Annotated in this window: 18 protein-coding genes; 11 read left to right on the top strand and 7 right to left on the bottom strand. The window is 63.2% G+C overall.

Annotated elements, in window-relative coordinates:
- Positions 1-27 precede the first annotated feature (27 nt).
- The 6 genes from CH251_RS10330 to CH251_RS10355 form a co-directional block, all read right to left on the bottom strand.
- The gene (locus CH251_RS10330; RefSeq protein WP_037195795.1) at positions 28-633 is read right to left on the bottom strand and encodes an acyltransferase; all 606 of its coding nucleotides are present in this window, start codon (positions 631-633) and stop codon (positions 28-30) included.
- Positions 630-1,604, bottom strand: coding sequence for a GDP-mannose 4,6-dehydratase (locus CH251_RS10335; protein ID WP_256978948.1), 975 nt, complete (start codon positions 1,602-1,604; stop codon positions 630-632). The genes CH251_RS10330 and CH251_RS10335 overlap by 4 nt, the downstream gene beginning before the upstream one ends.
- The gene (locus tag CH251_RS10340) at positions 1,601-2,599 is read right to left on the bottom strand and encodes a GDP-mannose 4,6-dehydratase (RefSeq protein ID WP_094613087.1); all 999 of its coding nucleotides are present in this window, start codon (positions 2,597-2,599) and stop codon (positions 1,601-1,603) included. The genes CH251_RS10335 and CH251_RS10340 overlap by 4 nt, the downstream gene beginning before the upstream one ends.
- On the bottom strand, positions 2,596-3,729 hold the full coding sequence (locus CH251_RS10345; protein ID WP_094613089.1) for a glycosyltransferase: 1,134 nt from the start codon (positions 3,727-3,729) through the stop codon (positions 2,596-2,598). The genes CH251_RS10340 and CH251_RS10345 overlap by 4 nt, the downstream gene beginning before the upstream one ends.
- 432 nt (positions 3,730-4,161) lie before the next feature.
- Positions 4,162-5,652, bottom strand: a complete 1,491-nt coding sequence (locus CH251_RS10350) for a glycoside hydrolase family 5 protein (protein ID WP_256978949.1) — start codon at positions 5,650-5,652, stop codon at positions 4,162-4,164.
- 141 nt (positions 5,653-5,793) lie between these two features.
- Positions 5,794-7,215 carry an O-antigen ligase gene (locus CH251_RS10355; RefSeq protein WP_256978950.1) on the bottom strand — a complete coding sequence of 474 codons (1,422 nt, stop codon included), beginning with the start codon at positions 7,213-7,215 and terminating at the stop codon, positions 5,794-5,796.
- A gap of 111 nt (positions 7,216-7,326) precedes the next feature.
- Here CH251_RS10355 and CH251_RS10360 point away from each other — a divergent pair, with 111 nt between their 5' ends.
- Genes CH251_RS10360 through CH251_RS10390 form a run of 7 tightly spaced genes read left to right on the top strand, consistent with a single transcriptional unit; the run spans position 7,327 to position 15,341 of the window.
- The gene (locus tag CH251_RS10360) at positions 7,327-8,802 is read left to right on the top strand and encodes a polysaccharide biosynthesis tyrosine autokinase (RefSeq protein ID WP_094613093.1); all 1,476 of its coding nucleotides are present in this window, start codon (positions 7,327-7,329) and stop codon (positions 8,800-8,802) included.
- A 5-nt stretch (positions 8,803-8,807) separates the two neighbouring features.
- Entirely contained in the window at positions 8,808-10,052 is a 1,245-nt protein-coding gene (locus CH251_RS10365) for a S9 family peptidase (RefSeq protein ID WP_094613095.1), read from the top strand.
- A complete protein-coding gene (locus CH251_RS10370; RefSeq protein WP_094613097.1) occupies positions 10,049-10,750 on the top strand; it encodes a YveK family protein in 702 nt (233 codons plus the stop codon). The genes CH251_RS10365 and CH251_RS10370 overlap by 4 nt, the downstream gene beginning before the upstream one ends.
- Positions 10,747-11,991: a lipase family protein gene (locus CH251_RS10375; RefSeq protein ID WP_256978951.1), complete on the top strand. Its 1,245-nt coding sequence runs from the start codon at positions 10,747-10,749 to the stop codon at positions 11,989-11,991. The genes CH251_RS10370 and CH251_RS10375 overlap by 4 nt, the downstream gene beginning before the upstream one ends.
- 17 nt (positions 11,992-12,008) lie before the next feature.
- A complete protein-coding gene (locus CH251_RS10380; RefSeq protein ID WP_094613328.1) occupies positions 12,009-13,271 on the top strand; it encodes an acyltransferase in 1,263 nt (420 codons plus the stop codon).
- Positions 13,272-13,275: 4 nt separating this feature from the next.
- A complete protein-coding gene (locus tag CH251_RS10385) occupies positions 13,276-14,493 on the top strand; it encodes a lipase family protein (protein ID WP_094613099.1) in 1,218 nt (405 codons plus the stop codon).
- On the top strand, positions 14,490-15,341 hold the full coding sequence (locus CH251_RS10390) for a sialate O-acetylesterase (RefSeq protein ID WP_256978952.1): 852 nt from the start codon (positions 14,490-14,492) through the stop codon (positions 15,339-15,341). The genes CH251_RS10385 and CH251_RS10390 overlap by 4 nt, the downstream gene beginning before the upstream one ends.
- 29 nt (positions 15,342-15,370) lie before the next feature.
- On the opposite strand, the gene CH251_RS27455 is transcribed toward CH251_RS10390, so the two are convergent.
- A complete protein-coding gene (locus CH251_RS27455; RefSeq protein WP_179273435.1) occupies positions 15,371-15,883 on the bottom strand; it encodes a hypothetical protein in 513 nt (170 codons plus the stop codon).
- Between the two features lie 382 nt (positions 15,884-16,265).
- On the opposite strand from CH251_RS27455, the gene CH251_RS10405 reads away from it, so the two are divergent.
- From CH251_RS10405 to CH251_RS10420, 4 genes are all read left to right on the top strand, one after another.
- Positions 16,266-17,711, top strand: a complete 1,446-nt coding sequence (locus CH251_RS10405) for a sugar transferase (RefSeq protein WP_256978976.1) — start codon at positions 16,266-16,268, stop codon at positions 17,709-17,711.
- Positions 17,712-17,763: 52 nt separating this feature from the next.
- On the top strand, positions 17,764-18,063 hold the full coding sequence (locus CH251_RS10410) for a hypothetical protein (protein ID WP_143537820.1): 300 nt from the start codon (positions 17,764-17,766) through the stop codon (positions 18,061-18,063).
- A gap of 199 nt (positions 18,064-18,262) precedes the next feature.
- On the top strand, positions 18,263-19,582 hold the full coding sequence (locus CH251_RS10415) for a UDP-glucose/GDP-mannose dehydrogenase family protein (protein WP_094613330.1): 1,320 nt from the start codon (positions 18,263-18,265) through the stop codon (positions 19,580-19,582).
- A gap of 503 nt (positions 19,583-20,085) precedes the next feature.
- A complete protein-coding gene (locus CH251_RS10420) occupies positions 20,086-21,591 on the top strand; it encodes a sugar transferase (protein WP_094613331.1) in 1,506 nt (501 codons plus the stop codon).
- Positions 21,592-21,615: the final 24 nt, after the last annotated feature.

A 21,615-nucleotide genomic window follows, 5' to 3' on the forward strand; every position in this document is an offset into this window, starting at 1 on the left:
GGCTACGAAGTTCCGCACACATGGGGGTCAGTAGAACAGCGGCCGATACTTGGGGCGGTAGGCGAGTGCCTTGGGATCACGCATCGCGCGCACCTTCGCGGGCACGCCGGCAACCACTTCGAGTTCGCCGACATCCGAGCGCACCATCGAGCAACCACCGACGACGGCACCGCGGCCGAGGGTCACTCCGCTCAGAAGGGTGCTGCGACTGGCGATCCACACGTAGTCGCCGATCACGCAGGGCTCGAGGATCGGTGTGAACTCGGGGGAGTTGTGATCGTGGTACCCACCGATGATGTGGGTGTCGCTGGCGATGACTACGTTGCTGCCGATGGTGATTCCGCCGCGGGCGTCGAGCATGCAGCGGAACCCGATGGCACAGGCGTCACCGATGGTGAGGCCCTCCGGATCGAGGATGGTGGTGCCGCGGAAGATCGAGGTGTCCTTGCCGATCGTTGCACCGAAGGCGCGCAGGAAGTTCTGCCGAATCCAGTGTGACGGAATGTAGGTCACGATCATGTTGAAGCCCAGTGTGCCGATGCGATTGCGCAGCTTCCGCTTGAACGTGATGTCCTGCATCTTGTAGTTCGACACGTCGTAGATCTCGTTCTCGGGCTTTTCCACCGCTGTCATGCTGCAATCTCCTCGGTCATGTCGAACTCGATCATTGCTCGGACCACCTGATCGAAGGTCTTCGTCGGTTCCCAGCCCAACAGGTTTCGGGCTTTGGAGGCGTCGCCGACCATTCTGGCCGAATCGGTCGGCCTGAGCATCTCCGAGTCGCTGCGCACGTAGTCACGCCAATTGTCGATGCCAACGGCCTCGAAGGCAGTCGACACGAAGTCGGCGACGCTGTGGGCCTGGCCGGTGGCAACCACGAAGTCGTCACCCTTGCCGTACTCGGCCATCGCCACCATCGCGTCCACGTAGTCCGGAGCCCAGCCCCAATCGCGTACCGCAGTGAGGTTGCCGAGTTCGAGCGTGGTCTGGCGTCCACGTGAGATGGCGACCGCGGCCTTGCTGATCTTCCGAGTCACGAAGGATTCCGGCCGCCGCGGTGACTCGTGGTTGTAGAGAATGGCATTGGTGGCCTCGAGTCCGCGTGATCGGTAGACATCGACCATGTGGTGACTGAGCGCCTTCGATGCACCGTAGGGCGAGGTGGGGGCAATTCGGGTCGCCTCGCTCTGCAGCGAGACGCCCGATCCGGCGAAGATCTCGGCACTGGATGCGTTGATCATCACGATCCGTTTTCCCGACGCCTCCTGGTGGGTAAAGCAGGCATCGAGCAATGCTGCTGCAGAGACGCCGTTGACCCTGGTGGTCAGTACCGGGTCGTTCCACGACCGCCATACCGAGGAGATCCCGGCTAGGTGAAACACGTAGTCGGGGTCGATTTCGGTGACCAATGCCGTTGCGGCGCTGTGGTCGCTCAGGTTGGTTTCGTGCTGTTCGATGAGGGGGTTCACCGAGTGGTGGGTCCCGCCAGGCTTGGCGACGCCGTGCACTGCCCAGCCGCGGCCGAGCAGGAGTTCGGCGAGATAGCTGCCGTCCTGGCCCGCCACTCCGGTGATCAGAGCGGTCGGGTGGGGCCCGGTGTTCACGCGATCTTGACGGTGTCGGGGGACTGTTCGGCGAGGTCGTTGTGCACCATCATGGCCACCAGTTCGGGGAAGGCGACCTTGGGCTTCCAGCCCAGAGCAGCCTGTGCTTTCGACGAATCGCCGACGAGGAGGTCGACCTCGGCGGGCCGGAAGAAGCGCGGATCGATCTTGACGTAGGGCTCCCAGTCGTCGATGTCGACGGCAGCGAAAGCATGGTCGAGGAGTTCGCGAATCGAGTGGGTCTCGCCGGTGGAGATGACGTAGTCGTCGGCCTGATCCTGCTGCAGCATCAGGTACATGGCTTCGACGTAGTCGCCTGCAAATCCCCAGTCGCGCTTTGCATCGAGGTTGCCCAGCGAGATCTCGCTCTGCAGCCCCAGTGCGATGCGTGCGACGGCCTGGGAGACCTTTCGTGTCACGAATTCCGGTCCGCGACGCGGTGATTCGTGGTTGAACAGAATTCCGGAGCTGGCGTGCATGTCGTAGGACTCGCGGTAGTTGATGGTCATGTAGTGGCCGTAGACCTTCGCGACACCGTACGGCGATCGTGGCCAGAGCAGCGTTTCTTCGCGCTGCGGTACTTCCTGCACCTTGCCGAACATCTCCGAGCTCGATGCCTGGTAGAAGCGAACCTGCTTGCCCGCTACCTGCTCGTACAACCGGGTGGATTCGAGCATGTTCAGCACGCCGCCGCCGGTGACGTCGGTGGTGAGACGAGCGTTCTCCCAGGAGTACGCCACGAAGGAGACGGCTCCGAGGTTGTAGACCTCGTCGGGATCGGCCACGGCGAACGCGCGCATCAGCGCGGACAGGTCGAGTAGGTCGCCGTGCAGAATTTCGACCTGCGGTAGTACTCGCTCCAGCATCGGGGCTTTCGGATTGTTCTGTCCGCGAAGCAAACCGAACACTTTGTATCCCTTGCTCAGCAGCAGCTCTGCGAGATAGAGGCCGTCCTGTCCGGTGATGCCGGTGATCAAAGCGCGCTTGGTGTTCATCGCGACGCGGTCCTCTCGATTCGTTCTGCGTTGATCTCGGATACTGCGGAAATGAGTTCGGCAGCGAAGCGTTCTTCGCTGAACTGTTCCATGTGTGCCTGAATCTTCAGTGGTTCCCAGGCCGTCCGTTCGAGAGCGGTGACCGCCTCGCGAATCGAATCCGGTTGTGGCTGATCGAAGTACACCCCTGAGATGCCCTCCTCGACGGTGTCGAGGAAGCCGCCCCAGCGGAGTACGGCGCTGGGCTTGCCGTGGTAACCCGCTTCGATGGGGGTCAATCCGTAATCTTCATAGCTCGCGGCGATCAAACCGTTACAGCCTCGGTAGAGCCAGGTCATCTGGCCAGACGTCAGATCGCTGAGCATGAGTACGTTGTCGGACTTCGACTTTCGCAAACGGTCGGCCTCGGGGCCGCGGCCGACGACGATCAGCTTGCGGTCGGTGCCGGCGAACGCGGCCATCACCTTGTCGACGTTCTTGTACGGCAGCAGCCTGGAGATGCACAGGTAATAGCCGGTGCCGTCGAGCCATGTCGCTGCCTCGGGGATCGACTGTGGTGGTGCCGTCTCGACGGTGAACGGGGCAGGCACCACCGTCGACGGGATGCCGTATGCGTCGGTGATGCGCTGCTGTATCACGGTGGAAATGGCGAGGTAGCGATCCGCCGACAGCGCGGCTCGCCGGTCCCACCGTCGTAACGGCCACGAGAGTGCCTTGAGCACAACACGTTTGGCAGGGCTGCGACTTTCCCCCAGGTACATCTGCGATTCGTACAACCAACGCGCAGGTGAATAGCAGTAGACGAGTTTGCGTCCTGAGGTGTGGAAGCCGTGTGCCCAGCCGCTGGTGCTGGTGAGCACCACGTCGGCGTCGATCTCGATGGACGAGGATGCGAAGGGCAGCAACGGAAGTGCGGCGCGGTGGTTCTTGCGCAGGAATCCGACACGGTTCAACGTCGATGGGCGCACATCGAGTTCGGAGAATTCGGGGAACGTCGTCGACGGCTCGAAGAGCGTTGTGTAGATGGGGGCGTCGGGGAAGGCGCGGGCCATGGCCAGGACGACCTTCTCGGCACCGCCGCGCTGGGTGAGGTAGTCGTGCGCAATAGCGACGCGGAGGCCGTCGGTCATATTGCGGCCCGAATTAACACTGGCTTAATGAACAGTGGCACAACACTATCCGTCTTCATGCGCTACCCATCGTGTCGGTCCGTACTCGAGTGGAGCTAGGGCATCCCGAAACGCCTGTTGGCGCTGATGACGTGCGACGGTGCACGACAACAGCGTCGAATTATCGGCGTCCCCCGACGAGACGTGCGAACACTGGACATAATCCTGCCACGAAGAGTCATTCGTTCGCGCTATATGAATATCCGTTTCAGCACGAAATAGATAGCGTTAAGTGAGATGGTTCACAACGCAAAATAATTGATCTGTAAAGCGAAACCGCGCCTTTGCGCAGAGTTAACGCGGACGCAATGATGGCCCCGAGAAATGGGCACACTTCCCCCAATCAAAAGGGGTGTGCGGTTTGTGAATTGTAAATCTATCGACCGAACGAATTCAGCGGGTGACGGTCGCTCCGACATACGGTGTCCACGTGATCGCGCCGTACTGGAACGTCACCCGAACGCCGCCGCCGTACTGCGGCATCTCGTCGCTCGTCGCGGGCCCCAGGGTGGGATCCCAGGCGCTGTAGATGCCGCCGCCGATGTTGTGGGTGCCACCGATGGCGGTGGAGAACACACGAAGGCCGAAGGGGCTGTCGAAATCCTGGTAGGTGCCATTGAACGGTGTCGTGGGGAGAAAGCCGGTGGCGCGGATCGATTCGGCCACTGCGCGGGGGACGGCGACGAACCCGTTCGGCATCTCGTAGAGAACCGCATCCTGGCGGTACTGCGCCCAGGTATCGCGAACGGGGAACACCGGTCCCAGTACCGCTCCGGAGTTGTTCGGAGCAGCAGCGAATCGGTTGTACTCGGCAGTGCGCGGGATGCCCTGCTGCAGCAGACCCATCAGTCCCCACAGGGCCGGTTTTGCACCCCAGTTGCTCTCGAGCAGGCCGAACGTGTCTTCCGGATCGTTGCTGCCGGTTGCCTTGTCGCGCATCGTGTACAGGAAGATCGGGCCTGTGTAGGGCAGCTCGCGCCACTTCTGGATGAAGTCGGTGATCATGACGTTCTGCTGATCTCCCGACACCACGGAGGTGGGAACGCCGTACTCGGTGGCCCAGATCTTCTTGCTGCCGTCGCCGTTGGCGACCATGGCCGCGCGCATGTCCATGACCTGCCGGGCCGGTGAATGCTCGACGTAGGGGCCCTCGGAGAACTTCAGTGAGTATTGATACGGATGGTAGGAGAGTGCATCGAAGTTGCCGGCCGCACCTGCCGCGTACATCTGGTTGGTGAAGTCGACGGGGTTGACGATGCCCCAGCCCTGTTCGGCTGCGCCGAGGACGCCGCCGACGACGGTTGCGGCCGAGTCGGCCGCCTTGATCTTGGGGTAAGCGGCCTTGAGCAGGGCGGTGTAGCCGGCCGCATCGGGTTGCGGCCCATAGAACATCGACCCGTTGGGCTCGTTCCAGATCTCGTAGTCGGCAACTTTGCCCTTGTAGCGAGCGGCGACCTTGCCGGCGAAGTCGCCGAATGCTGCAGGCGATGCCGGGCGGGTGTTGATGGGTTGGTTGACCGGGGAGGTCGCCCACGGCGGGGTGTACGCGATGATGCCGAGCATCGAGATGTTCGCTGCTCGAAGCTTGTTCACGACGCGATCGACGGCCGACCAGTCCAGCTGATTCTGGGTGTACTCGACGGTCGACCACGGAATGGCGATACGCATGGACTTCACGCCCATTCCCGTCATGAATTGCACGGTGGTGTCCAGTTCCGCGTCGGAGGCCCATAGCAGTCCGCCGCCGTCGGAGATGCCGACGCCGGGTGGATTGGGGGCCGCTTCGGCGCGTGACGGACCGACGAGGTGTTCGGGTGAAGTGATGACGGACGTGACTCCGAACGAGAGTCCGGCAGCGACGATCAAAACGGTTGTTGCTGACATCAGTGTGCGAAAACCACCGCGAAAGTGAACCATTTTCAATTCTCTCCACCAGGGGGTCCGTACCAACATTCGACGGGCCGGTGCGGGAATCATTGCACCTTCAACGCGTTTTTGTACAAATCCCAGAAAGCGGACCGATAATTATGAAACTGCTGGTCGAGTACCTCCGGCCGAAAGCAAGCTTTTCGTTTTCGTATCCTCGATGTTGTCGCCGTCGGGCTTGGTTTCCCTAGTCTTTTCCCACGCGTAGACGACGAATGCGAGCATCACCGAAAACGTTGTCGTGGTGGATGGATTGCTGACGACGGGAAAGTCGAGTTGCAGCGCGACCACCGAGAATCCGATGAATGTGCCGCCGTAGAAGCCGAGTTCCCAGCGTCCCGATCGCAGCATCCGGTAGCCCACAACGGCACCGGCGACGAGAATTGCGGTGAAGGCGAGGCCGGTGAAAATGCCGCCGCGGTAGACGGTCAGCAGTGGCGAGTTGGCGACGAAGTTCACCTCGAACGCGGTGGCGGGATCGACGAATTCCGGCCGGCCCCAACCGAGGCCGAACAGCCAGTGGCCTTGCATGTGGCCGGGGAATTCGGCGAGTGCGTCGCCGCGTGCGCTCGAGCCCGCGTCCTCGCTGCCGAAGGACGAGAAGACGCGGCTGCGCACGCTCGGTACTGCGAGCGCTCCGATGATGGCTGCCACGAATGCGCCCACGATGGCCAGGCGTTCCCTGGTGCGCAGTTGTTGGAACGCGAACATCAGTAGTACGCCGAACACCACCGAGAACAGGGCTGCTCGCGAGAGCGTCAGCACGATCGACAGGAACAGCAGGGCACCGAGGGCCATACTCAGGTATCCACGCAGCAAAAGAATGCACAGCATCAGTGCGAGGACGAAGCCGATTCCGGCGGCGTTGGGGTCGATGTACGTCCCTGCCAGGCGAACCGAGGTGGCTCCGGTGGGGCTGTAGACGAATCGCGTGCTCTCTTCTTCGGCACCGTAGCCGAAGATCGACAGGTAGCGAATGAGCTTGCCCGCGGGATCGCCGACGAAGATCAGCAGCGCGAACGCGGCGGCGGCCGACGCTGCGTAGACGTAGATCCTGCCGAACATGGCCATTTCGTCCCTCGGCATGCGCAGCAGGCACACCACCACGAGGGTCGATATGACCCATTTACCGAATTCGAAGAAATCGCCGAGTCCGGTCGCCGTGACGACGACCGACAGAGCGGAGAGAACGATGAGCGCAATGACGGTCGTTTCGGGCCATGTGATGCGGCTCACTGCTGTGCGGTGAATCACAGTGGCGAGGATCGTCGCGACAGCGAACGTGAAGACCAACGGCGCGGGGGTGCCCGGTACGTAGCCGAAGGGAAGTGCGCCCAATGAAAATGCAAGAGCGCGAGTCAAATACAGCGGATGACGTAGGCCGATATACGCTCCCACGGTCAGCGCGACGAGGGCGAAAGCCCCCAATTTCGCTGGAGTTCCGCCCACGATCATGGCGAATGTAACGAGAACGGGGATTGCCACGATGGCGACCCATCCGACCCGCTGCGTGATGCTCATGGGTTCTGATGTTGTCACGCTTTCATCTACTCGCAACATCTACGCCCTGCCGAATCCTTCGCTGCGCTTTATTCTTTCCCCTTGACCGACGGTTATTCGATAGGAGCATTCGTGGAGATTCGAGAGTATTGGCGGATCCTTCGCGCAGGGTGGTGGATCGTCGCTCTCGCGACCGCCATCGGCGTCGCCGGGGGTTATGCCTACACGTTCTTCACGACGCCGCAGTACCAAGCGTGTGCTCGATTGTTCGTCACCACCGAAGGTGGCAGTTCCGTCGGTGAGGCCTACCAGAACAATCTGTTCTCGCAGGAACGCGTGTCCTCGTACGCCGGGTTGGCCACCAGCACACAGGTTGCCCAGCGAGCTGTCGATCAGTTGCAGCTGCAGGAGTCGGCAGCCGAACTGCGTTCCAGGATCACTGCGACGCCGATCGAGAAGACGGTGTTGCTCGACCTGTGTGCCACCGATGCCGATCCCGAGGTCGCCCAGGCGTTGACCAATGCCGTCGCCGGGCAGCTGACCCAGGTGGTGCAGGAACTCGAGACGTCCCAGCGCGGCGGTAACCCCGCGGCCGGTGCCACCATCGTCGATCAGGGTGACGTTCCGTCGGCACCGATCGGCATGGGTCTGTTCGTCACCCTCGGTCTCGGCGGCGCGATCGGTTTCGTTCTCGGCCTCGCCCTCGCGCTGCTCCGTGGGCTGGTTGATCGCTCGATTCGCGATCGTCCACGCGCGGAGGACGTCTCGGGCCGTGTCGTACTCGGTGGTCTCCCGGTGGATGCGACGCGTCCCACCGTGCCGGTGGCGTCGATGGCGACGATGGGTGAACCACTGCGCGTCCTGCGCACCAACATTCGCTTCCTCGGCGGTGGATCGCCGCCGCGTGTCATCACCATCACGAGTGCGGCCTCGGGCGAAGGGCGTACCAGTACCGCCATCGATCTGGCCGCAGTTCTCGCGGAGGCCGGGCACACGGTGCTGCTCGTCGGCGGCGACCTGCGAAGCTCGACCCTGGGCACCCGCCTGGGCATCGAGCAGAACAGCGGATTGTCGACCGTCCTCTCCGGCGAGCACAGCGTGGAGGATGCGATCCAGAACGATGTGTTCGACGGTGTGTCGGTGCTTCCTGCGGGACCGGTGCCGCCGAACCCGAGCGAGTTGCTCGGATCGGACCGCGCTCAGGACCTGCTGCAAGAGCTGCGCGCCGATTACCGCTACGTCATCGTCGACACCCCGCCTCTGCTCGATGTCACCGACGGCGCGATTCTCACTGCATTGTCCGACGGCACAGTGGTTCTCGCCCGCACCGGCCGCACCACGCGGGAGAAGCTGCGACGTGCGATCAAGGCGCTCGACGGCGTCGGCGGCATCGTGCTGGGCGTCGTGACCACCTTCGAACCCGCGGGCCGACGCCTCCGCGGTGGCAGCCCCGCAGCAGGCGGCACCTCCAGTGAAACATCATCTGCTGCAGAGGCTTCCACTGCTCCGTCCACGGAAGCGGCTCCGTCCGGACCCGCGCACGCCGCCGCCGTCAGGCCGAGGCCGGCGAAGAACGACTCTGCGACCTCCTCGGCGAGCAGAGGATAGCCTCGATGTCAGGTAGGTGGACGATCCGGGTCGGCGTCCTGGTGACCGCAGCCGTGGTGTCGATCTCCTGCTCGCAGCAGGCTCCGATCGTGCTGCCTGCCGGTGCGCCGACGGCTCCCGTCACGGCCGCTCCGGCGACGTCGGAGCCGCCACCACCGTCCAATTTCGGTGGTGCGGGCCCTGGTTCGCTGATCTCGGCCGAGCCGATCGAGGACATCGCCGCAGACATCACCGAGTTGGGTGCTACTGCGACTCGCCTGGTCTACCGATCGACGTCGGGAGTCACCGGGCAGCCGACGGAGGTGTCGGGCACCGTGGTGATCCCGGGTGGCACTGCGCCCGAGGGGGGTTGGCCGGTGGTGTCCTACGGGCACGGTACGACGGGTGTGCTCGAGGCCTGTGGGCCGTCGAGGTACGCCAACCTTCTCGGCAGTGCCCCCATCGTGGCGGCGCTGGTGCTCAACGGCTACGCCGTTGCGATGACCGACTACCAGGGCCTCGGGCTCGGCGGGTCGTATCACCCGTACCTGGACTCGAAGACGTTCGGCTACAACATGATCGATGCCGTCCGTGCGGCCAGGAACTTCATGCCCACCCTGAGTTCGCGGTGGGCTGCCTACGGTGTCTCGCTCGGTGGCATGGCGGCCTGGGCGGCCAGCGACCGCAATGCCGAGTACGGGGGCGGGCTCGAGCTGGTGGGCACCGCGGCGATGGTGCCGGTGTCGGACATGTCCGGCTTGGCCGATGCTGCCGCGAATCAGACTCTGACGCGGGCCCAGTACCCGCTGCTGATGTACGCGCTGCACACGTTGGCGATCAGTCATCCCGAGATGAACCTCGACGACTACCGATCCGGGTTGGCGCGGGAGCGGTGGGACGACTTCATGGAGTGCGTACCGCCGAAGTCCGACGACGTGCCCGGTCTCCTGGCGGGCCTGCAAGCTTCCGACCTGACCCCCGTCAGCGTCGAAGCGACGGATCGTCTACGCGGATACCTGGCGGATATGGCTCTGCCGCAGCAGCGTTCGTCGACACCACTGTTGGTGATGTACGGCAGCGAGGACGATCTGATTCTCGAACCGTGGACCGAGAAAGCGTTGCAGCGCGCGTGTGATTCCGGAGACCTCGTTGAATACGAGCTGCATCAGGGCGAGGGTCACGGCAATCTGGACAGCAGTCGGTCGCTGCCGTGGGTCAAGGGCATGTTCGCCGGCCAACGACCGGTGAACACGTGCGAGCTGAATCGATGATCGCACCCACGGGTGTGCCGACCCTCAAAGATTACGGCCGTATTCTGTTGTCCGGCTGGGCATTGATCCTGGCCGCTGCGATTCTGTCGGCGGGCACCGGGTGGTTGGCGACGCAGTTGGTCGAGCCCACGTACACCGCAGCGTCTCGGGTGTTCGTCACCGCGCCCGGTCCCACGTCGCCCAAGAACTCGCTCGACGGCAACCGTGGGTCACTGGTTCGCGTCGAATCGTATGTGGTGTTGGCAACGGGCGAGCAGGTGTTGCGCCGGGTCATCGCCTCGCAGGGGTTGGCCGTCGAACCCGACGAGCTGAAGAACGACATCACGGTGGTGCCCACTCCGGGATCCGCCCTGATGGAGATCTCGGTGGTGAACTCGAACGCCGAGCTGGCTCGGGACATCGCCAATTCTGTTGCAGTGCAGCTCAGCAAGCTCGTGGGTGAGATCGACCTGGGTGCCGACGGAGCGGTGTCGGCGGTGACGCTCGTCGACGCGGCCACCACTCCCGATTCGGTCACCACACCCAAGCCGACGAGCAACATGATTCTGGGGGGAGTGATGGGCGCGATCGTGAGCAGTGTGCTGGTTCTGGCCTTCGGAATTGCACGCGACTCGATCGACCATCGCGATCAAGTGGAGAACATCGTGAAGCAGGCGACCGCGGCCAAGCGGACGCCTGCCACAGAGGGGGTCCGATGACACTGTCTCGAAAGCGCAGAGTGAGCCGAGCGGGCGGTGCCTGCGCACTGGCCTTGATCATGGTGACGTCGGGGTGCGCCTCCGACGATCCGCCTGCCGATCCGTACTCGGTGTCGCAATCCGCGGCGTTCGGTGCCACGCTCGACGCCGATTACGGTGAAGCCGGCCCCGGTTCGCTCGAGAGTGCGCAGCAATTGCTGACCATCGATCGCCGGGTCAGTGCGGTCTCCTCGGTCGCCGCGCGGGTGGTCTACTCGTCCACCTCCGGCGTGGACGGTTCGCCGCAGCGCGTCTCGGGCACGATCTTCGCGCCGGAAGGCACTCCGCCCGAGGGCGGTTGGCCGATCATCGCGTACGGCCACGGCACCACCGGTGTGCTCGAGGACTGCGCACCGTCGACCGATCCCGAGTTGCTCGGCAGCTCGCAGATCGTCGCAGCGCTGGTGCGTTCCGGAAATGTCGTCACGGTGTCGGACTACCAGGGGCTGGGCCTCGAGGGTTCGTATCATCCCTATCTCGACGCCCGTACCGTCGGCAACAACCTCATCGACTCGGTACGCGCTGCCCGCAAGCTGATACCCGAGGCCTCCACCAAGTGGGCGGCGTTCGGCGGGTCCCAGGGCGGCCAGGCATCCTGGGCCGCAAACGAACTCGCAGGTAGCTACGGCGAAGGCGTCGACCTGGTCGGCTCGGTCAGCTTGGTACCGGCGGCCGATATGGTCGGTCTGGCGGAAGCCGCCGCCACCGGCACCCTCACCGACGATCAGAAGCCGCTGCTGCAGTGGGTTCTGGTCGGCCTCGCCCAGTCTCACCCCGAACTGGACCTGGACGACTATCGCAGGGGCATCGTCGCCGAGAAGTGGGACGAGCTCTCGGCGTGCGGCGGCGTTCTCGCTGCCGACCGCACGTCCCTGGCAGCGCAGATCAGCGACGACGATCTGCGTCCGGCAACCCCCGAGGCGACGGCGAAGCTCGCGGACTACCTGCGGGAGATGAGCTTGCCGATGGCTCCGGCCGCTGCACCGATGCTGGTTCTCTACGGCGGCAAGGACACGCTGATCTCGCAGTCGTGGACCGAGGCCGCCATCTCGGCCGGCTGCGCCAACGGGGACTCCATTCAATCTGTGCTCCAACCGAATTCCGGTCACGCAGACATCGACGGTGCTGCTGCGTTCGGATGGCTCGAAGACCGGTTCGCCGGTGCCGACGCCATCAGCTTCTGCCCGCCTCCTGCGCCATGACCTTGGAGAAGGTACCCATGACCGCCACACCCGACAGCACTGCGACCGCCGCCACCGCGGTCGCCGATACCGGTACCAAGCGACCTGCCCGCCTCGTCGGGCTCGACGGTCCCCGCGGATTCGCCTGCCTGTGCGTGCTCGCCGTGCACGTCGGCGGACATTATTCGCCGCAGACCGTCCTGACCTACAAGCTCGGCGTGCTGGGGCAGGGGTTGATCTTCTTCTTCGCGCTGTCGGGCTTTCTGATCTTCCTCCCGATGGTACGAAAACTGTTCGCAGGCAAACCGATGCCGAACAACGTCAGCTACGCGATGCATCGGCTGCTGCGAGTGTTCCCGGCGTACCTGTTCATCTTCCTGTTCGCCAACTTCGTGATGCGTGCGGTGTTCGTGGAGAACGCTGCTGTGGCCGAACAACATTTCACCGACAACGGTCTGGGCATCCTCACCGATCCGTTGACGCTGGTGGCCAATCTGACGCTGGTGCACACCTACATTCCGAGCATGATCCAGACCGGCATCAACCCGTCGTGGTCGTTGTCGCTGGAATTCGCGTTCTACATCGCACTACCGCTGCTGACGAGTATCGCCTTCTTCCTGCGCAAGCGAACGTCCATCTCGGCACCGGTGCTGGCGTTGATCCCGGTGGTGATCATGTTCGTCATCGGAATCACCGGAAAGCTGTACACCGCCTCGCGCGTGGGGCCGTCGGGCATCACCGATCCGAAGTTGCTGGAATGGGGACCCAACGAGATCGCGGTGCTCAGCCGTAGCTTCTGGTCGCTGGCAGACAATTTCACGTACGGGATGCTGGCGGCGGTGGTGTTCGTCGCGATCGACAACGGAATTCTCAGGGGTGCGATCGTCACCCGGATGCGGTGGTGGACGGGCATCGCGATGATCCCCACCGCGGTGATCTCACTGATGTTGATCGACGTCAACTCGCGCTGGCAGACATCCACCGTGTCGTTCGGATCGGCGCTGCTCATTCTGTTCATCATCGTGCCGCTCGCACGCGGCGAGCGGTCCAAGTTGGCCGAACGAGCCGACTGGGCGCCACTGAGCTACGTGGGCATGATCTCGCTCAGCGTCTACCTGTGGCACTTTCCCATCCTGATCATGTTGGGGCGCTTCGGATGGATGGCAGGCGACAGCCCGTTGGGACTACTGCGGAACTTCGTGCTGGTGAGCGCGGTGAGCATCGCGTTCGGTGCGGTGACGTACCGATTCATCGAGAAGCCGTCGCTGACCTACGCGCGTAGATTCAAGGCGAGCAAATAGATTCATGCACATCGTCCGTAGGCTCGCCGCGCCGCTGGCGCTCCTCCCTCTGCTCGCGGGATGCGCCGTGGTGGTTCCGCTCGGCGGCCAGGCGCAGGGGGCGGTGGCGTCGGTGATCCGTGGTTCCGATCCGGAGCCGATGGACATCGCGAACCCGGGTACCGGAAGCGGCTCGATCGTGAGTGCCGAGACGATGCCGAATCTGCCGCTGCCGGTGCGGATGTCGGGTATCGAAGCCGCAAAGGTGGTGTACCGCTCGGTGCAACCGGGTGTGGGCGAGCGCGAGGTATCGGGCACGGTGTTCACCCCGTCCGGTGATGCGCCCGAGGGTGGGTGGCCCGTCATCTCCTACGCCCACGGAACCACGGGTATCGAGCAGGCCTGCGCGCCGTCGAGATCGGCGTCGTTGCTGGGGGCATCGGCGCTCGTACAGGGTTACACCGCAGCCGGATTCGCGGTCGCCATCACCGACTACGAGGGACTCGGACATCCGGGCAACCATGCCTACCTGGACAACATCACCGCCGGCTACGACGTGATCGATGCCGTACGGGCATTGCGTACGGTCTTTCCCGATGTGGGTCCGCGGTGGGCTGCGTTCGGTGGTTCGCAGGGCGGCGGTGCTGCCTGGGCGGCGAACGAACTCGCCGATTCCTACGCGCCGGAGCTGGATCTGGTCGGTGCGGTGGCTCTGGCACCCACCGCGAACATGGTGGGCCTGGTGGACAAGGCGGTGGCGGGCACGTTGACCGAGGACCAGGGACCGGTGCTGCAGTGGATTCTCGAATCACTCGCTCGACGTGACGAGAATCTGAACCTCGACGACTACCGCAGCGGCAACGCCGAGCGGGATTGGGACACGCTCACCCAGTGCACGCTGGACAAGGCGGGTGCGCGCACCGATGCGGCGAAGAGGCTCGGTAGCAAAGACTTTGCCCCCGAGTCCCCCGCGGCGGCTGCGGCGCTGCGTGAGGAGCTGACCCGGATGGCTCTGCCGAGGGGGCCGGCGTCGGCACCGATGTTGGTGGCGTACGGAGATGCCGACACCTACATAGACGTGGCGTGGACCGATGCGGCATTGCAGTCGGCATGCGAACTGGGCGATGTCATCACCATCGACCGGCAGTCCGGGCGGGGGCACGGGGATGTGAACGGCGACGCCGTCAATCAGTGGATAGGGGATCGTTTCGCCGGGGTACCGGCTCAGAACGACTGCACGTGAGTAGGGGGAGCGTCGTGGGCTTGCGCAAGGATCTGACGGTACGGGCGAAGGATGTCATCAAGAGGCGGCTCGGACGAGGCATTCCGGTGGAGCCGTTCGACGAGCCGTATCTTGTTGTTGCCGTGCTGGGGCAGTCCAATGCGCACGGTGCCGGCGTCGGATTGGACAGGGTCGGTCTGGATGCGCCGCATCCACGGGTGCATCAGTGGGCGGCCTCGGGTCGGTCGAAGAACACCATCGTGGCGGGGAGCAATCCTCTGTTTCACGAAGTACCCTCCAAGGCAGTTGGATTCGGCCCCACCTTTGCCGCGCACCTCGCCGATACGACGGGTAGGCCGGTACTGCTGGTTCCGTATGCGCGCGGCGACTCGGCGTTCGCGCGGGTCAACGGCATCTCCTGGGATCCGGCCGACACCGGTGCCCGAGTCAACCTGTTCTGGAATGCGATGCAGCGCATCAGGACCGGGCTGGCGACCAAGTCTGGTAACGAGCTCGTTGCAGTGCTGTGGCATCAAGGTGAGAGTGACGTGCCGTTGACGTCGGGGCCGGTGTATGCCGAGAAGCTCGACTCGGTGATCGACACCGTGCGTGCCGAGTTCGGCAACGTGCCGTTCGTCATCGGGCAGATCGTGCCGGACGAGATCGAATCGGGGGATGCGAACTACGCCGTCATCGACGCGGTTCATGCCGATACGCCCCGGCGCAGGAAGGGTGTCGTCTTCGTGTCGGGCCCGGAGGGAATGTACAACAGCGAGACCGAGAAGATTCATTACAACGCGGCAGGGCAACGGGAATTGGGTCGACGTATGTGGGAGGCCTACCAGGGCATGGCTCGAACTGCCGAGTAGGAAAACTAGTGCCAGGGATTCCCCGGTCGTCAGCTCTGTCGGCGGAGGGGCGACACAATTCGGTCGACCTCGGTGGCGATGTCGGTGCCGTTGCGGCCGGTCATCCCGGTGATTGCCTTGCGCGCCCCATCGCGTTCGTCCGGGCAGTAGTCGTATCCGTACATGGCAATGGCTCCGTATGTCACGGATCCCATGTCGCCCTCCCAACCGGCGATCGCTCCGGACGAGTCCCGCCAGTCGCCGGGCACGGTGTAGCTGATCTTGTATTTGGTGTCGATCGGGATCGGGTCGCCCTCGGACACTTCGTTCTCGGGTGGCGGGAATTCCATCGAGGGGAAGCCTGGCGGCGGTCCCACGCGCGTGGACGTCGGTGCGGTCGATCCCGTCGGCTGTAGCGCAGTGGTGGTCGTGGTCGTGGCGGGTCTCGCGACTCCCTGGTGCGAGTCCGGTGCTTGCGGCCCTAGCTTGGGCAGCAGAAGACCCACCGCCAGAAACAACCCCAGCAACGCCGCGACGCGCAGCAGACGCATTTCGAGACTCACAACGCTTCCCCGGAGTCGTCACACGTTAGCACCCCGGTATCGGTCCCTCGTTCGACCGACAGTGCTTGACACATGACGTGGATGTGGCACTAATAGGTGGTCGAGAATGACCGGAATGGGGGCTTCCGAAGAATTCGGCAACGCGGTGGACGCGTCTGGTTAATGCAGTAGAAACATGTAACGACCTGCGGGTTCGTGTCGATCAACATATCGTTACCAAGTGACACAATAAGTACGAAAAGATAATCTTCACGACGGGGTGGCACGGAGCTGTGCCGATCACGCAGGGGTTCGGCAACGCGTAAGTACCGAGGGGAAACAAGTGTCAGTCAGCGATCTGGAAGCGCAGAGTTCGGTTGTCTCGCGGCGTGACGCACGACGGTTGCGCAGATTTACATCGCGTCGTGAATGGGAGACGCACTACACCGAGGGACTCCGTGTCACCGACACGGTGGTCGTTCTCGGCGCGGTGACGGTTGCGCAGATCATCCGCTTCGGCGACATCGATTTTCGTGAACCGTGGTCCATCATCGGCTACTTCGGGATATCCGGAGTACTCGCAATTCTGTGGCTGGCGTTTCTCGCCATCTTCCGCACCCGCTCACCGCGGGTGATCGGCAACGGCTCGGAGGAGTACCGCCGCATCGTGTCGGCCACGTTCCGGCTCTTCGGAACCATCGCGATCCTCTCCCTGTTGTTCCGTCTGGACATCGCCCGTCTGTATCTCGCGATCGCGCTGCCCGTCGGCCTGGTCGGACTTCTGCTGAGTCGGTGGGTATGGCGAAAAGTAGTGTCACGCAAGCGTGCTCGTGGCGGATACCAGACCTCGGTGCTCATCGTCGGCAGTCGGAGCTCGGCTCTGGCCATGGCCAAGTCGTTCGAGCGCTCTCCCGAGGCCGGCTACAGCGTGGTCGGCATCTGCCTACCCAACTACGAGCCCGGTAACGACACGTCCTTCACCATCGACGGCGTCGAGATTCCGGTGCTCGGTGACGAGCACAGTGTGGTCGAGGCCATCGAGACCTCCGGCGCAGATACGGTCGCCGTCACCGCCACCGAACACATCGGCCATCACGGACTGCGAAAGATGGTGTGGGACCTGGAGAAGAAGAAGGTCGACCTCGTCGTGTCGCCCGGAGTGGTGGACGTCGCGGGTCCGCGTCTGGTGATGCGTCCGGTGGCGAACTTTCCGCTCATCCATGTCGAGAAGCCGCAGTACAACGGCGCGAAGCGATTCGGCAAGACGGCGTTCGACTTCCTGTTCGCCGCCTCGATTCTGCTGCTGATTTCTCCGGTCCTGCTCACGCTCGCCGCAATCATCAAGCTCACCAGCAAGGGCGCGATCTTCTACAAGTCCGAGCGAATGGGTATCGACGGCAAGCCTTTCCAGATGATCAAGTTCCGCAGCATGGTGCAGGACGCAGACAAGCGAGTGCAGGAGCTGGCCGCCCTCAACGAAGGGGCAGGCGGGGTGTTGTTCAAGATGCGAGACGACCCACGGGTCACCCGGGTGGGCAAGGTGATGCGCAAGTTCAGCCTCGACGAGCTGCCGCAGTTCGTCAACGTGCTCAAGCGCGAGATGAGTGTGGTGGGTCCGCGGCCGCCGCTGCGTAGCGAAGTGGAAACGTACGACGGTGAAGTGCGTCGTAGGCTGCTCGTCAAGCCCGGCATCACCGGGTTGTGGCAGGTGAGTGGCCGATCGGACCTGTCGTGGGAGGAGAGCGTTCGCCTCGATCTCTCGTACGTCGAGAACTGGTCCATGACAGGGGATCTGCTCATCATCGCCAAGACCGCGGTCGCAGTTCTCAAGAGTGACGGCGCGTACTAGTAGCGCCGACGCTCACCCTGCGGACGGTCGGTTTTGTTCGTACCATGACGCAATGACAACTGTTTCGGAGAACGGACGTGGCATGACCATGGCGCAGAATACGTTTCACGATTTCTTGGCCGATCGCGTCGACGTGATCGCCAAGGTTCATCTGAACAGGTCCACCTCGCTGCACGCGGTGATCTCCGACAGCGTCGATGCCTACACCTCGGCGTTCGCGGAGTATCACGGCACGGATGCACCCCTGGATCTACTCGCTGCTGAGGTCCGCTCGGAACTGAGCGATTTCATCCACCGCTGCGCCGAGGCCGTCGAAGAACCGGAGAACCCGCAGTTTCCCGTTCGTCGCTGAGAGACCTTCGCTTTGCCGGTTGTTCAACTGGTCCTGTGACCGCAGTCTCCTGGGTGACGGTCCTGATCGCCTGTGTTTACTATTCCCGTATGTGCGCGTGACCTGAAGGCGATGTCCTCCAGGCGCTTACTGTGACGGGTCGTCACGGGCTCTTTTCGAGTACGCCATTGTTCAGAACGACTGACGGGGAATGGAACAAATGCGAATCACAGTGTTCGGTACCGGTTACCTCGGTGCCACTCACGCGGCATGTATGGCCGAGCTCGGCCACGAGGTTCTGGGCGTGGACGTGGACCCGGCCAAGCTCGCGAAGCTCGAAGCCGGCGAGGTCCCGTTCTGGGAGCCCGGTCTCGAAGAGGTGCTGCAGCGCAACATCGCGGCCGGACGTCTGCGGTTCACCGCGTCGTACCAGGAAGCCGCGGACTTCGCGGAGGTGCACTTTCTCGGTGTCGGTACGCCCCAGAAGAAGGGGGAGTTCGCGGCCGACATGAAGTTCGTGGACTCGGTCATCGAGACTCTCGCGCCATTGCTCACCAAGCCCGCCGTGATCTTCGGTAAGTCGACCGTCCCCGTGGGTACGGCGGAGCGGCTCGGCAAGATAGCTCGCGACCTCGCACCTGCCGGTGACGACGTCGAGGTCGCGTGGAACCCCGAGTTCTTGCGCGAGGGCTTCGCTGTCAAGGACACACTGCATCCCGACCGCTTGGTGCTGGGCGTCGATCGTTCCCGTCCGGGCCGTGCCGAGGAGCTGGCTCGCGAGGTCTACGCGCAGCTTCTCGACGAGAAGATCCCGTTCCTGGTCACCGATCTGGCGACGGCCGAGCTGGTCAAGGCATCGGCCAACGCATTCCTGGCCACCAAGATCTCGTTCATCAACGCCATCGCGGAGGTGTGTGAGGCCGCGGGAGCCGACGTCACCGTGCTCGCCGACGCCATCGGCCACGACGAGCGCATCGGCCGCAAGTTCCTCAATGCCGGCATCGGCTTCGGCGGTGGCTGCCTGCCCAAGGACATCCGGGCGTTCATGGCGCGGGCCGGCGAACTGGGCGCTGACCAGGCACTGACGTTCCTGCGTGAGGTCGACAACATCAATATGCGACGCCGCACGCGCATGGTCGAGTTGGCGCGTGAGGCCTGCGGGTCTCTACTCGGTGCACGGGTCGCGGTCCTGGGCGCGGCCTTTAAGCCCGATTCGGACGACGTTCGTGATTCACCGGCCCTGAACGTGGCCGGGCAGATCCAGCTCCAGGGTGCAGCGGTCAACGTGTACGACCCGAAGGCCATGGAGAACTCCCGCGCACTGTTCCCCACCCTGACCTACAGCAGTTCCGCGCTCGAAGCGTGCGAGGGCGCTGACGTGGTGCTGGTGCTGACGGAGTGGAAGGAATTCAAGGCACTTACTCCGCAGGACCTGGAGGGTGCGGTGCGCAGCAGGACGTTGATCGACGGGCGCAACTGTCTGGACCCGGAACAGTGGCGTGCGGCGGGTTGGAACTACCGCGGGTTGGGCCGTCCCTGATCGCAGTGGCAAAGGCCGATTCCTGAAGTTCATTCAAGGGAATGAATTTCGGGACCACTGGGGCATCTTCGATGGAATCCAATTTTCGCGCTGGTTGCCAGCCCGTATTGGGTACTTCGCTCGCTTCGACGTGCGTCTCGGGGTGCTGTAGCCCTTTATCGGCAGTAAGCACACGCTGCGATATAGGATAATTGCCCTAAAAACAACTTCGATACCTGTGACGAGTCACAGCTCATGTTCAATCCGCTTGTCGCAGAGCAATTCTGGGCGGAAAAATTGCTAGCGCAGTTCGATTGTTCTCGCGGATCGCAGCACTACCTTCGATGTGGTAAACAACGTCAATGCTGTTATTCGTTTGTGATCTATGCCGCTCGCATGGTGGTACATCAGACGGCATGGGACTATTTCAATTCGATACCAGTCGCACAGCGGATGGGTATCGATCGGATTCATCCGCTCGCCGGTGGCGTGCGTACTAGTGCAGAGGAGGGGAGCACGTGGCAATGGTCGGGGCTGCACACCGCTCTCTCTGGGGATCTCCCCGGCGCTCGGACGTCGTGGCAACGCGCACGCTGACATCGCGGCATGTGTGGGAACGGAAATACATCGCACGCCTGCGGGTGACCGATGTACTGGCTGTGGTCCTGTCGGTTGCACTGGCCCAGATCGTGCGGTTCGGGAGTGTCGAGACCACGGCCTTGCTCTCGACCATGACGTACACGGGTGTCTCCGTCGCACTGGCCGGTTTCTGGATCGCGTTCCTCGCGATCTTTCGTACCCGATCGCCTCGTGTCATCGGCAACGGCGCGGAGGAGTACCGCCGCATCGTGTCGGCCACGTTCCGCCTGTTCGGTGTCATCGCCATCGTGTCGCTGCTCTTCCGTATCGACTTCGCTCGCCTCTACCTAGCGATCGCGTTCCCCGTCGGACTGCTCGCACTGCTGCTGAGCCGGTGGACCTGGCGCAAAGCCGTCACTCGGCTGCGTAGCAAGGGCGAGTACAAGACTTCGGTCCTGATCGTGGGTAGCCGTACGGCCGCGGTGTCGATGGCGCAGTCGTTCGAGAAGTCTGCATCCGCGGGGTACGCGGTGGTCGGAATCTGCATGCCCGGCTACGAAGCTCCGCGGGACGGCGTGGTTCACATCGAAGGAACCGACATTCCGGTGCTGGGCGATGAGCACGACGTCCTCGCTGCGATCGAAGAGTGCGGTGCCGACACCGTTGCGGTAACGGCCACCGAGCACCTCGGCCACAAGGGTATCCGCAAGATGATCTGGGACCTGGAGAAGAAAGATGTCGACTTGGTGGTCGCGCCGGGGGTCGTCGATGTAGCCGGCCCGCGACTGGTGATGCGGCCTGTTGCCGGCTTCCCGCTGATTCACGTCGAGAAGCCGCAGTACAACGGTGCGACTCGGTTCAGCAAGACCGCCTTCGATCTCACATTCGCGGCACTGGTGCTGGTGCTGATCTCACCGATCCTGCTGGCCGTGGCCATCGCGGTGAAGGCCACGAGTCGGGGCCCGGTGTTCTACAAGTCCGAGCGCATGGGAATCGACGGTAAGCCGTTCTCGATGATCAAGTTCCGCAGCATGACTATCGACGCGGACAAGCAGGTTGCGAATCTCCTCGATCAGAACGAGGGTGCCGGCGGGGTTCTGTTCAAGATGCGTGACGATCCACGGGTGACGCCGGTCGGCAAGGTGCTACGGCGTTTCAGTCTCGACGAACTGCCGCAGTTCATCAACGTGCTCAAGCGCGAGATGAGCGTGGTGGGGCCGAGGCCTCCGCTGCGACGTGAGGTGGAGACCTACAACGGTGAGGTTCGACGGCGATTGCTGGTCAAGCCGGGAGTCACGGGTCTTTGGCAGGTCAGTGGGCGATCCGACTTGTCGTGGGAAGAGACTGTGCGGCTCGACCTTTCGTACGTCGAGAATTGGTCGATGGTGGGGGATCTGCTGATCATCGCCAAGACCTTGAGGGCAGTGGCTGGAAGCGACGGGGCTTACTGATCACTCATGCCGAGTCCTATTGAA

It is taken from the genome of Rhodococcus sp. 06-462-5 (assembly GCF_002258315.1).
GTDB lineage: Bacteria > Actinomycetota > Actinomycetes > Mycobacteriales > Mycobacteriaceae > Rhodococcoides.